Source organism: Aerococcaceae bacterium DSM 111021, assembly GCA_020112395.1.
Taxonomy (GTDB): Bacteria; Bacillota; Bacilli; order Lactobacillales; family Aerococcaceae; genus Ruoffia.
The window spans coordinates 134,610-147,640 of sequence record JACCEK010000001.1; the positions used below are offsets into that span (position 1 = coordinate 134,610).

10 protein-coding genes are annotated in these 13,031 nt (G+C 34.6%); all 10 read left to right on the top strand.

Translation table 11 applies throughout. The features are described 5' to 3' along the window. The first annotated feature begins 3 nt into the window (after positions 1–3). The 10 genes from mutL (at position 4) to HYQ40_00730 (ending at position 13,029) form a co-directional block, all read left to right on the top strand. Entirely contained in the window at positions 4–1,938 is a 1,935-nt protein-coding gene (gene mutL / locus HYQ40_00685) for a DNA mismatch repair endonuclease MutL (protein ID MBZ6526271.1), read from the top strand. Further along, on the top strand, positions 1,935–2,375 hold the full coding sequence (gene msrB, locus HYQ40_00690) for a peptide-methionine (R)-S-oxide reductase MsrB (GenBank protein ID MBZ6526272.1): 441 nt from the start codon (positions 1,935–1,937) through the stop codon (positions 2,373–2,375). The genes mutL and msrB (HYQ40_00690) overlap by 4 nt, the downstream gene beginning before the upstream one ends. A gap of 11 nt (positions 2,376–2,386) precedes the next feature. Further along, the gene (gene msrB / locus HYQ40_00695; protein MBZ6526273.1) at positions 2,387–2,824 is read left to right on the top strand and encodes a peptide-methionine (R)-S-oxide reductase MsrB; all 438 of its coding nucleotides are present in this window, start codon (positions 2,387–2,389) and stop codon (positions 2,822–2,824) included. Between the two features lie 7 nt (positions 2,825–2,831). Continuing rightward, positions 2,832–3,431 carry a Holliday junction branch migration protein RuvA gene (ruvA, locus tag HYQ40_00700; GenBank protein ID MBZ6526274.1) on the top strand — a complete coding sequence of 200 codons (600 nt, stop codon included), beginning with the start codon at positions 2,832–2,834 and terminating at the stop codon, positions 3,429–3,431. A gap of 15 nt (positions 3,432–3,446) precedes the next feature. Continuing rightward, positions 3,447–4,469 carry a Holliday junction branch migration DNA helicase RuvB gene (ruvB, locus tag HYQ40_00705; protein MBZ6526275.1) on the top strand — a complete coding sequence of 341 codons (1,023 nt, stop codon included), beginning with the start codon at positions 3,447–3,449 and terminating at the stop codon, positions 4,467–4,469. A gap of 1 nt (position 4,470) precedes the next feature. Beyond that, positions 4,471–5,505: a tRNA preQ1(34) S-adenosylmethionine ribosyltransferase-isomerase QueA gene (gene queA, locus HYQ40_00710; GenBank protein MBZ6526276.1), complete on the top strand. Its 1,035-nt coding sequence runs from the start codon at positions 4,471–4,473 to the stop codon at positions 5,503–5,505. Positions 5,506–5,630: 125 nt separating this feature from the next. Continuing rightward, positions 5,631–8,987 carry a DNA polymerase III subunit alpha gene (locus tag HYQ40_00715; GenBank protein ID MBZ6526277.1) on the top strand — a complete coding sequence of 1,119 codons (3,357 nt, stop codon included), beginning with the start codon at positions 5,631–5,633 and terminating at the stop codon, positions 8,985–8,987. Positions 8,988–9,145: 158 nt separating this feature from the next. Further along, on the top strand, positions 9,146–10,126 hold the full coding sequence (gene pfkA, locus HYQ40_00720; GenBank protein MBZ6526278.1) for a 6-phosphofructokinase: 981 nt from the start codon (positions 9,146–9,148) through the stop codon (positions 10,124–10,126). A 41-nt stretch (positions 10,127–10,167) separates the two neighbouring features. After that, positions 10,168–11,931: a pyruvate kinase gene (gene pyk, locus HYQ40_00725; GenBank protein ID MBZ6526279.1), complete on the top strand. Its 1,764-nt coding sequence runs from the start codon at positions 10,168–10,170 to the stop codon at positions 11,929–11,931. Between the two features lie 237 nt (positions 11,932–12,168). Continuing rightward, positions 12,169–13,029 (top strand): hypothetical protein, encoded by an 861-nt coding sequence (locus HYQ40_00730; protein MBZ6526280.1) that lies wholly within the window; start codon positions 12,169–12,171, stop codon positions 13,027–13,029. The last annotated feature ends 2 nt before the right edge of the window (positions 13,030–13,031 follow it).

A 13,031-nucleotide genomic window follows, 5' to 3' on the forward strand; every position in this document is an offset into this window, starting at 1 on the left:
ACTGTGGGAATTATAAGACAAATGCCAGACTTTTTAGCCAATCAAATTGCAGCGGGTGAAGTTGTTGAGCGCCCTGCATCGGTAGTTAAAGAACTCGTTGAAAATGCCATAGATGCAGAAAGTAAACAAATTCTTGTCGAATTAGTAGAAGCAGGCATCCAACAAATAAAAGTGACTGATGATGGGAAAGGTATTTTAGCTGAAGATTTACCAATGGCCTTTATGGCGCATGCAACAAGTAAAATTTATGAGACGACTGACTTATTCAATATCCATTCTCTAGGCTTTCGGGGAGAAGCGTTAGCAAGTATTGGTTCTGTAAGTAAAGTACGTATTGAATCAAAGACTGAGGAAGATATCAGTGGGCATTTTATTGAGATAGAAGGATCAAAAGTAATTGCAGAGGGTCTTACTCAAGCAAGAAACGGAACGACTATTGAAGTTAACAGTTTATTTTACAATACTCCGGCCAGACTTAAACATTTAAAAACAATCAAAACAGAATTAAGCCATACTCTAAAATTCATCCAAAATATTGCATTAGCGTATCCAGATGTTCGTTTTAGATTAACTCATAATGATCAAGAAATTTTTGCTAGTCATGGAAACAATAATCTTCAACAGGTCATTGCGAGTGTATATCAACCATCTCTAGCTAGGGATTTAATAGCAATTCAAAATGAATCGGATGATTTTTCAATTAACGGCTTTATATCCAAACCTACTCTTACTAGAACAAGTAAACAATACATACATTGGATTATTAATGGAAGATCAGTTAAAAGTTACATGTTAGATGAAGTATTAATTAAAGCGTATGGAAGACAGTTAATGATAGGACGCTATCCGATAGCAATAATCAATATTCAACTGGATCCAAGACTTGTCGACGTGAACGTTCATCCAACCAAACAAACAGTTCGATTAAGTAAAGAAGATGAATTAAGCGAGTTAGTTACTCAAGCTGTCCTTAAAACGTTAAACGAAGTAAATCCGATACCGTCATTAGAGGAAAGTGATTTAACTAAGTTAAGAGGCGATGATAATGTCTATGAACCTGTTCATTTTAACTTCACGCATCAGGCTCATCGAACTAATCAGAGTGAAGTCAAAGATAGTGAGCGAAATATAGCTGAGAAGCCATCGGATTATAAAGATCAATTGAAACACGCATTAAATAATAACAGGACATCTCGAGTTTCATCAATTTCAGAATCACCGAATGTTAATTATCATAGAAGTGAGGCAAAAGTATCCCAAAATGAACCAGTGGATTTTAAACCATTGGCATCTGAACCTGAAGTTGATGAAAAAAAGACAAACTATTCTTTAGACTTCCATAGTTTGCGTTATGTTGGTCAAATCCATGGAACTTATTTAATAGCTGAGAGTGAATCTGGCTTTTACTTAATTGATCAACATGCGGCTCAGGAGCGTATTCGTTATGAGGACTTGATGAATGAAGAGGTTGATGTAACAATACAACAACAGTTATTGATGCCAATAATAATGAATTTCACAACAATAGAGATGGAACTGATTAGTGAATTAGAGGAACAATTCGAGAATCTAGGACTTTACTTAGAATTAATGGGGCCTACAAGCTATAAGTTGGAAAGTTATCCTGATTGGTTGTATTATGAAGAAGTCGAGGGACTAGTAACAGATTTGATTGAATTGTTGAACAAACAACCAAATTTAACTATTCCAGAATTAAAAGAACGCTCGATAATAATGCAGAGTTGTCGTGGAGCAATTAAAGCGAATCACTATTTAGATGATAAACAAGCAATCGCTTTAATTCATGGATTGGATGGATTAAAAGATCCTTATCACTGTCCACACGGACGTCCAGTGTTTGTAGAGTTTAATCAAAACACATTGGAAAAATTATTCAAACGTATCCAAGACACACATGAAAGAGGAGTTTTTCGATGAGTAAACAAGAGCAATATAATGACAAAATTAAACAATTAGACGAATTACAATTTAAAGTAACGCAAGAAAGTGCGACTGAACGTCCATTTACGGGCGAATATGATGATTTCTATGAAAAAGGAATTTATGTTGACGTCGTAAGTGGTAAACCATTATTTTCTAGTTCAGATAAATATGATGCGGGGTGTGGGTGGCCATCATTTTCTCAACCCATTGAAGAATCATTCGTTTCTGAACATGATGATCATAGTTTGAACCGTAAACGAACTGAAATTCGTAGTTCAGATGCTGATTCACACTTGGGACATGTATTCCCAGATGGGTTAGAAGAGTTAGGCGGTATGCGTTATTGCATTAACTCAGCAGCATTAACATTTATTCCAGAAGAAAAAATGGAAGAAAAAGGATATGGAGAATACCTTAAGTACGTAAAATAGGAGTGAAGATAATGGTTAAAAAAGACTATCAAAAACAAATTCAAAACTTGAATGATGTACAATTTCAAGTGACTCAAAATGAAGGAACAGAACAAGCATATACAGGAGAATATGATGATTTCTATGAAAAAGGAATATATGTAGATATTGTCAGTGGTGAGCCACTATTTTCAAGTGCAACTAAATATGATGCTGGCTGCGGATGGCCATCATTCTCACAACCGATATCTAAAGCAGGTATCGTTGAGAATACAGATCGGAGCTATGGGATGGTTAGAACTGAAGTGAGAAGTAAAGATGCAGACTCACACTTAGGTCACGTATTTAACGACGGACCACAAGATGAAGGTGGACTACGATTCTGTATTAATTCAGCATCCTTAAAATTCATTCCATATGATGAAATGGATAATGAAGGTTATACTGATTATAAAAGATATGTGGAGTAAATAGATTATGTATGAATTTTTTGAAGGAATTTTGAAGTCTGTTACACCACAATATATAGTAATAAACGTAAATGGGGTTGGCTATAAATTAATTACAGCCAATCCTTTTCGTTGGCAAGATTTTATTGGTCAAACTGTTAACTGTCAAGTTGAATTAGTTGTTCGAGAAGACTCGATGACTTTATATGGCTTTTTTGATTTAAATGAAAAAGAACTATTTCATAAATTAAATAAAGTTTCTGGCATAGGGCCGAAAAGTGCTCTGTCCATCCTAGCTTTAAATGATCATGAAGGTTTAGTCCAAGCGATTGAATCAGGAGATAGTCAGTATTTGACTAAATTCCCAGGAGTGGGGAAAAAGACAGCTCAACAAATGATTCTGGACTTAAAAGGCAAATTAGACTTTGCTTCAGAGTTAATCAACACCGGATCGACAATAAGTACAAATGCTTCAAATGGAATTAATGCTGAAGTGATGGAAGCACTAGAAGGACTTGGATACTCTCAACGTGAAATAAAACGAGTAGAAAAATTAATTACTGATGAACAATTTACATCTACTCAAGAAGGATTAAGTTTTGCCTTCAAATTATTGATCAAAAATTAAAAAGGAGGGCGTAGAATGAGTGCTGAAGACCGTATATTATCGAATGAAACCATAGATGGCGCTGAAGAATTACAAGAACAGTTACTTCTTCGGCCCAAATTACTTAAAGATTATATAGGACAAGATAAATTAAAAGCGGAATTAACGGTCTACTTACAGGCTGCTAAAATGCGTGAAGAAGCTTTAGACCATTGTTTAATCTATGGTCCTCCTGGACTAGGTAAAACAACATTAGCCATGATAATCGCAAATGAATTAGAAGTCGGTATTCAAACCACAAGCGGTCCTGCTATTGAAAGACCAGGGGATTTACTTGCGATTCTTAACGAACTGAATCCTGGAGATGTCCTGTTTATTGATGAGATTCATCGTTTGCCCCGTGTTATTGAAGAAGTATTATATTCTGCGATGGAAGATTTTTTTGTTGATATTATTATTGGACAAGGCTCTACAAGCCAACCTATTCATTTTGAACTTCCACCATTCACACTTATAGGAGCAACAACGAGAGCAGGAATGCTTTCGCAACCTTTAAGAGATCGATTTGGGATTATTTCACACTTGGAGTATTATAATGCAAATGATTTAAAAGCGATTGTAAATCGTACTGCCGATGTGTTCCAGATTGAGATTGATAATCATGGTGCACATGAAATCGCATTAAGAAGTCGCGGCACACCTAGAATAGCGAACCGATTACTTAGACGTGTCAGAGACTTTGCACAAGTCAAAAGTAATGGTAAGATATCAAAATCACTAACAGATGAATCGTTAAATATACTCGATATAGATGAGTTCGGACTTGATGTGGTGGATCGTAAACTATTAACAACGATGATAGAAATGTATAATGGAGGACCGGTAGGGCTAAGTACGATTGCAGTAAATATTAGTGAGGATATTGAAACTGTCATTGATATGTATGAACCTTACTTATTACAAAATGGATTTATCCAACGTACACCTAGAGGTCGAGTAGCAACAAAAAAAGCCTATGAGCATTTAGGATATTCGTGGTTGGAAACGAAAGAGGAATAGTATGTTAACTACAAAAGATTTTGATTATGAATTACCAGAGCATTTAATTGCTCAAACACCATTAGAAGATAGAAGTGCTTCACGTCTATTAGTATTAAATAGAGAAAATGATATTCTTGAAGATACAAATTTTAAACACGTCTTAGATTATTTAAATCCTGGGGATGCACTAGTAGTCAATGAAACAAGAGTTATCCCAGCTCGTATCTTCGGAGTTAAGCCTGATACTGGAGGACATCTTGAAGTATTACTCTTGAATAACACACAAGGAAACGAATGGGAAGTGTTAGTTAAACACGCTCGCCGAGCTAAAGTTGGTACTGTGATTGAGTTTGGAGATGAGGGGAAACTTCGAGCAGTTGTTAAAAAGGAGTTAGACCATGGTGGGCGAATTATTGAATTTGAATATGAAGGTGTCTTTCTAGAGATTCTCGAAACACTAGGTCAAATGCCACTTCCGCCTTACATCAAAGAAAGGTTAGAAGACCCCGATCGATATCAAACAATCTATGCGAAAGAAAATGGGTCTGCAGCTGCTCCAACAGCAGGTCTGCATTTTACTAATGAACTTTTTGAAGAAGCGAAAGAAAAAGGAATAGAAATAATTCCATTAACATTACATGTTGGGTTGGGTACATTTAGACCAGTATCTGTAGAACGCTTGGAAGAACATGAAATGCATGCGGAATTTTATAATCTAAGTGCAGAAAGTGCAAGTCGTATAAATAAAGTGAAAGAAAGTGGTGGAAAGGTTGTTGCTGTTGGAACGACGTCTGTTCGAACATTAGAAACAATTGCACATGATAACAATGGAGAGATTAAAGAAGGTTCGGGTTGGACCTCGATATTTATTACTCCTGGTTATGAATATCAAGCAGTTGACCATTTAATTACTAACTTTCATTTACCACAATCTACTTTAGTGATGTTAGTGAGTGCTTTCTATAATCGTGAAAAGACGCTGCAAGCATACAGACATGCTGTAGAAAATGAATATAGATTCTTTAGTTTTGGAGATGCTATGTTGATACTTTAAATGTGAAAAAAAACGCTTTGTTGGTTATTGCCAACAAAGCGTTTTTTTCAATCTAGTTATTTGTTTATAGTGGGAATTGTAGCTATATGGTATGATAATTAAGTGAATGATAAGGAGGTGTGCCAATGTTGTTTAATGTTCAAAGTGAGTATTCACTACTGAGTAGCACTTTAAGAATAAGGGACTATGTCAATGAAGCTAAACGATTAGGTTATGATGCGATCGGCTTAGCGGATAATCGTGTTCTGCATGGTGCCTTACAATTTTATACAATTGCCAAAAGAAATGGGCTAAAACCACTTATAGGATTAAATCTGACACTTAAAGGAGCAATAAGACAAGATAAAAATTTTCCTTTTATGCTTTATTCAATGAGTGAAGCGGGATATCAGCATCTAATTAAAATATCAAGAATGATTAAAAATAATCATATAGATGATTTAGAAGTTTGGTCTTATATTGAACATCAAGCTACTGACCTTGTATACATATCAACGGGTAGATTAAGCGAGATGGAACAAGCGGCTATTCATGAAGATCATCAGCATGCTAACAGGTTATTGGAGCACTATTTTAGAGTGTTTGGGCAGCATAGTGTATACATGGGAATGACTATTTATCCTTATAATAGATCTGAAGTCGACATGTTAAATCAGTTTGCTAAAAAAAATAAAATCCAACAAGTTGCTGCTCAGTTAGTAAATTCATTAAGTGAAGATGAAGCGTTTAGTTTACAAATACTTAATGCAATAAAAGAAAACGAGACAATAGATAGCTCTCTTCGCTATTCAAAGGGAACAAATTATTTGTTTTCAAAAGATTCTCTTCGAACTTTATATATTGAAGCAGGACTAAGTGATGTTTGGGAAAACTCTGAAAAATTAATAAGTAAATTAAATACAACTATTGATTCATCGAAGTCGTATTTACCCAAATATCAAGTGCCAACAAATTCAACTTCTGGTGATTATTTAAAAAATTTAACGTTGGAACGGCTCAAAATAATTGGTAAAGATACTGAACAAATATATATTAATCAACTGAACCATGAGTTAAAGGTTATCGATAATATGGGATTTAGCGATTATTTCTTAATCGTTTGGGATATTATTAAGTTTTGTCATGAAAAAAATATCCGAATTGGACCAGGTAGAGGATCGGCTGCCGGTTCATTAGTAAGTTACTTGTTACAAATCACACTAGTTGATCCACTTGAATATGGACTGCTTTTTGAGCGATTTCTAAATCCAGAGCGATATAATATGCCGGATATTGATATAGATATACCGGATAATAAACGTGAGGTAGTTTTGAAATACATCCAAAAACGATATGGACATGAACAAGTAGCTCAAATTGTGACAATGGGAACGTTCGGTGCAAAAGCATCAATCCGTGACACGTTAAGAGTTATAGGAGCAGATAGTGAAACATTAAAAAAATGGTCACAAGCTATTCCTTCAGACCAAAACCAGTTAATGACATTGGATCGAGCTATAAATCAATCTAATTTACTACAATCAATCGTTTCTGAAAGTGATTTCAATAAAGTTATATTCAAAGCAGCGAAAACAATAGAAGGGTTACCTAGACATAATTCAACTCATGCTGCAGCTGTAGTAATTAATGACTTTCCACTCGATTCAATTATCCCTGTAAAAGATCGAGAGAATGACTTGTTGATTACTCAATTTACAATGAATGATGTAGAACAGATGGGTCTATTAAAAATGGATTTTTTAGGGTTAAGAAATTTAACTATTCTAGATAACATCATTCGAAACATAAAAAACAATAAAAAAATCGTAATACAACCGAGTGAAATACCCATGAATGATGTTGAAACAATAAAACTATTCCAACAAGCAGATACTAATGGCGTGTTTCAATTTGAATCGGAGGGAATCAAAGATGTCTTGAAGCGTTTAAAACCTGAAAACTTTGAAGACATTGTAGCAGTTAACGCATTATATCGCCCTGGTCCAATGAAACAAATTGATACGTTTATTCGACGGAAGCATGGCAAAGAAAAAATTGAGTATGTACATGAAGTACTAGAACCGATATTGAATACAACTTATGGAATTATAGTGTATCAAGAACAAGTCATGAGAACTGTAGTTGATATGGCTGGATTTAGCCTTGGTGAGGCTGATATATTGCGCCGTGCAATGGGGAAAAAACAAGTAGAAGTTATGGAAAAGGAACGAGAACATTTTGTTAGTGGGGCAATGGAAAAAGGATATACTCAACAAGCAGCAAAGGAAGTATACAATTATATCTATGAATTTAGTAATTATGGATTTAATCGGGCCCATGCTGTTGTTTATTCTACGTTAGCCTATCAATTAGCTTATTTAAAAGCTAATTATACTGAAGAATTTTATCAAGCTATATTGAATAATGGCCGTTCTCAATCAACTTCGTTTAATCTCTATATACAAGAAGCAAAAAATAAACTAAATAAATTACTACCTCTAGATATCAATAAAAGTAAAGCTGGTTTCAAAGTAGATGAAGGGTTAAGAATTGGATTTAATTCAGTGACCGGAATTAGAGGAGAACTCATTAGACATATTACTGAAGATAGAAGTCAAATTGGGTCTTATAAAAGTCTGCTAGACTTTTTACAACGTTTACCACTTAAATTTTTAAAAATGGATATGATTTCTCCTTTAATATATTCAGGAGCATTTGACAATTTTGGATATAATCGAGCAACGCTGATACACAATCTACCTGCAATGATTCAATCAGTAGAGTTTAGTGGACAAAATATGAATTTGTTTCAAGAAATGGAACCGAAAATTGATTGGATTCAAGACTTTACCTTAATGGAACGTTTAAACCAAGAAAAAGAGGCTCTTGGTTATACTATATCAGGTCATCCATTAGATGCTTATAAAGAAATTATTAAAAATGATGGTGGATTTATAAGTATATCGCAAGCGTTAATTGCACCCGCAAAGAAAAAAGTAAAACTCATTGGGGTTGTTCAGAACGTAAAAGAAATACGGACTAAAAATAATGATTTAATGGCTTTTACTACTATCGGTGATGAATTTTATTCTATAGATGTAGTTATTTTTCCAGCTGTGTACAAAAAATATCAGCACTTATTGACGGAGAATAATATATTAATTATAGAAGGAACTGCAGGTGTAGATCGAAGGAATAACCAACAAATTATTGTTGATTTGTTATATCCAGTGAATGATTATGTTGTAAATGAAAATCAAACTAAAAAAAATAATAGTATCAGTCGTTGTTTTATTCAAATTGATGATTTTAGCCAAGATGTCTTAAAAATTGAAGCGATTAAACAATTAGCATTGGACAATTTTGGTCCAGCTGTAATTATTTTAGTCGATAAAAATCGCCAAACAATTCAACTAGATTTGCCCTATACAATTAGTTATAGTCATAGAGTCCAACAACAACTAAAAGAAATATTCGGATATGAACGAGTTGTTTTTAAATAAATCAGGGAATTACTGTTATTAAAGCAATAAAATGAAAATGAAAACGTTGCTTTCATAAAATAACCGATGAAATGATATGACTTTATATATGAATAATGATAAAATAACGACAGTGGTAAAATTCTTACCAATCTGTATTATTGAATTAGAGGTGGAATATGGAAATCAAACGTATTGCTGTTTTAACAAGTGGTGGTGATGCACCAGGAATGAATGCTGCAGTTCGTGCTGTTGTGGAGCAAGGAATCCATCATGGCTTAGAAGTTTATGGAGTATACTACGGTTATCGTGGTTTAGTAGAAGGAGATTTTCGACTGTTAACACTCTCAGATGTGCATCATAACATTCGACGTGGGGGAACAATGTTATATTCAGCACGTTATCCTGAATTTAGAGACAAAGAAGTACAAGAGAAAGCAATCAATCAGTTAGAAAAATTTGGTATTGATGCTTTGGTAGTAATTGGTGGAGATGGATCTTTCGCTGGAGCGTTAAGTTTAACGAAATTAGGCTTTCCTGCTGTAGGAATTCCAGGTACTATTGATAATGACATACCCGGAACAGAATATACAATTGGGTTTGATTCAGCTGTAAGTGTTGCTTTAGATGCAATTGATAAGATTTCAGATACAGCATCGTCGCATAACCGTACTTTTGTTGTAGAAGTAATGGGGAGACATGCAGGAGATATCGCAATTTGGGCTGGTGTAGCTGCAGGAGCAGATGCAATCATTATACCTGAAGAAGAGTTCTTAATTGAAGATGTTGTTCGTCGAACAGAAGCAGGACGATCAGCTGGTAAAGACTATTCACTAGTTGTTCTAGCGGAGGGTGCGATGGATGTCAATAATTTTGTAGAACAATTCCAAGTTCTAGCACCAGAACAAAGTGTTCGAGGTGTGACATTATCACACGTTCAACGTGGAGGTACACCAACTGCTCGTGATAGAGTTTTTGCAACTTTAATGGGAGCAAAGTCTGTTGATTTATTAATGGAAGGCCAAAAGGCTATCTATCTAGGTGTTCGTGAAGAGCAATTAGCAGTATTTGATATTGTTGGTACACTTGAAAAAACAGAACACCAAGTAAGACAAGATTTATTAGAATTAAACCAAGTTTTAACTGATCGTGGATATTAAATTAATTAAACTAAATTATAATAAAAGGGGAAATATAATAAATGAATACCAAAAAAACTAAGATTGTATGTACTTTAGGACCAGCAAGTGACGCTCAAGCAACAATGGAACAATTAATTGAATCAGGAATGAACGTTGCTCGTTTTAACTTCTCACATGGTGACCATGAAGAGCAATTAGTACGTTTTAATACATTAAAAGCCGCACGTGAGGCTACTAAGCAAAACGTTGGTATCTTATTAGATACTAAAGGACCAGAAATTAGAACACATTTAATGGCAACAGACATTGTTACATTAGAAAAAGGTAAAACTGTCCGCATCTCTATGGAAGAAGTTGCCGGTACTGAAGAGAAATTCTCTGTATCTTATGATCAATTAATTAATGACGTTAAAGTTGGCGGACACATCTTATTAGATGATGGTTTAGTTGATTTATTAATTACTGAAATCGACCATGAAAATGGCGATATTGTTACAGAAATTCAAAATAATGGTATTCTTAAATCTCGTAAAGGTGTTAACGTACCAAACGTATCTCTTAACTTGCCAGGAATTACTGCAAAAGATGAAAGTGATATTCGTTTTGGAGTACGCGAAGGAGCTGACTTTATTGCAGCAAGTTTCGTACGTCGTGCAGCTGACGTAATGGAAATCCGTCACGTGTTGGAAGAAGAAGGACGTCCAAATGTTAAAATTATTTCTAAGATTGAAAATCAAGAAGGTGTAGATAACTTAGATGAAATTTTAGAAGTTTCTGATGGTATCATGGTTGCGCGTGGTGACTTAGGAGTTGAAATTCCTACACAAGAAGTGCCAATCGTTCAAAAACATATCATTAGAAAATGTAACGAAGCTGGTAAAGTTGTAATTACAGCAACACAAATGCTAGATTCAATGCAAAGCAACCCTCGTCCAACTCGTGCTGAAGCAGGAGACGTTGCTAACGCAATCTTTGATGGAACGGATGCTGTAATGCTTTCTGGTGAAACTGCTGCTGGTGACTATCCAGTTGAGGCTGTTAAAACAATGGCAAGTATTGCTTTACGTACTGAAGAAGCATTAGTTGGTCAAGATGCTGTTACACTTAAAGAGTATGACAAACGAGACTTAACAGAAGCAATCGGACAAGCAGTAGGACATACAGCTCGTAACTTAGCAATTAACACAATTGTTGCAGCTACAAGCTCTGGACATACAGCTTTAATGATTTCAAAATATCGTCCTCAAGCAAATATTATTGCAGCAACTTTTGATGAAGAAGTAAGTCGCTCATTAACATTAGCATGGGGTGTACAAGCCCATGAGATTGAAGCACCAGTTTCAACTGATGATATGTTAGACTCAGCAACACAACTTGTTCAAGAAAAAGGATACGCTGGTGAAGGTGACTTAATTATCATCACTGCAGGTGTTCCAGTAACTGAATCTGGTACAACTAACTTAATGAAGATTCAATTAATCGGAACTTTATTAGCTAAAGGTGAAGGAATCGGCCGAGGAAATTACATCGGTAAAGCAGTTATTGCAAATTCTGCTGAAGAAGCAAATGTTAAAACAGTTGTTGGATCAGTTTTAGTTGCTAAAAATACTGATGCTGACTACTCTGAAGCTATTAATAAAGCAGGAGCAATTATTGTTGAAGAAGGTGGAATTACTTCTCACGCAGCAGTTGTAGGATTAGAACGTGGTATCCCTGTAATTGTAGCGGTTGAAGGAGCTTTATCTTCAATTAAAGCAGATGAATTAGTTACAGTAGATGCTCGTCGTGGACGCATTTACCGTGGAGCAACAGTAAGTATCTAATATAATATTTTAATTAAGAGCACTATCAAATCTGTTTGCATTATTCTTGATTTGATAGTGCTCATTTTTTATGAATTAAAATGAGTGATTTGAAAAATATTTAATAAATCAATAATAATTAATAGATTACAAGCGAAAATTAGCCGTTTTATGTTAATATAGAAAATAAATGATTGTAAATAATTGTATGTATTGTATTCGTATACAATATAGCAAAATAAAAAAAGGAGGGATTAAATGATTCAATTTGGAGAAATAATTGAAGCAAAGATAATAGATGAAAACGAATTAAGTTATTTTGCTCAAAAAGATGGAGTTACTTTTACAATCCCGAAAAAATCCATTGAAGAAACATTAGAAATTGGAGAGATAGTAGAAGGGTTAATCTATCAAGATAAAGATGAAACAAATATCTTACAAATGGAATTACCTGATATTCGCCCTGGTTATTTTGGATGGGGGAGAGTCATACAGTCAATATATAGTCTTGGTATCTTTGTTGATGTAGGATTAATAAATAAAGATATTGTAGTATCATTGGATGATTTACCTGAAGATAGTAATAAATGGCCGCGTCATGGCGATAAGTTATACTTAACTTACCAAGTAGACAATAAAGATCGTTTTTGGGGTGTTCTTGCTCAACAAGAAGATTACGATAAGTTAAAACGTAAAGCACCAGCTCGTATGATGAACCAAGATGTGAGTGCAACAGTTGTTAGTGATAAAGGGGTAGGTGTTCAAGCTCTATCAGTCGAAGGTTTTGAAATTTTTATCCATGAGAGTGAAATGGAACATCGTCTACGTGTAGGAGAGTCAGTTCAATTACGAATTATCCATGCTCATAAAGATGGAACCTTAAATGGATCTGCAAGACCCCGTTCTTTCGAGGCATTAGATGATGATTCTGAAATGATCTATGCTGTTTTAAGTAAGACATCAGATAAATTCTTACCATTACACGATAAATCTGATCCAGAAGATATAAAAGATTATTTAGGTCTTAGTAAGTCGCAATTTAAGCGAGCAGTAGGAAGATTAATGAAAAATGGCCGAGTAACGCAAGAAAAAAATAAAGGTATTTTTATTAAAGATTAAAT

Coding starts and splice junctions, on each gene's coding strand:
- msrB (MBZ6526272.1), top strand. CDS start 1,935: ATGAGTAAACAAGAGCAATATAATGACAAAATTAAACAATTAGACGAA.
- msrB (MBZ6526273.1), top strand. CDS start 2,387: ATGGTTAAAAAAGACTATCAAAAACAAATTCAAAACTTGAATGATGTA.
- ruvA (MBZ6526274.1), top strand. CDS start 2,832: ATGTATGAATTTTTTGAAGGAATTTTGAAGTCTGTTACACCACAATAT.
- ruvB (MBZ6526275.1), top strand. CDS start 3,447: ATGAGTGCTGAAGACCGTATATTATCGAATGAAACCATAGATGGCGCT.
- queA (MBZ6526276.1), top strand. CDS start 4,471: ATGTTAACTACAAAAGATTTTGATTATGAATTACCAGAGCATTTAATT.
- HYQ40_00715 (MBZ6526277.1), top strand. CDS start 5,631: ATGTTGTTTAATGTTCAAAGTGAGTATTCACTACTGAGTAGCACTTTA.
- pfkA (MBZ6526278.1), top strand. CDS start 9,146: ATGGAAATCAAACGTATTGCTGTTTTAACAAGTGGTGGTGATGCACCA.
- pyk (MBZ6526279.1), top strand. CDS start 10,168: ATGAATACCAAAAAAACTAAGATTGTATGTACTTTAGGACCAGCAAGT.
- HYQ40_00730 (MBZ6526280.1), top strand. CDS start 12,169: ATGATTCAATTTGGAGAAATAATTGAAGCAAAGATAATAGATGAAAAC.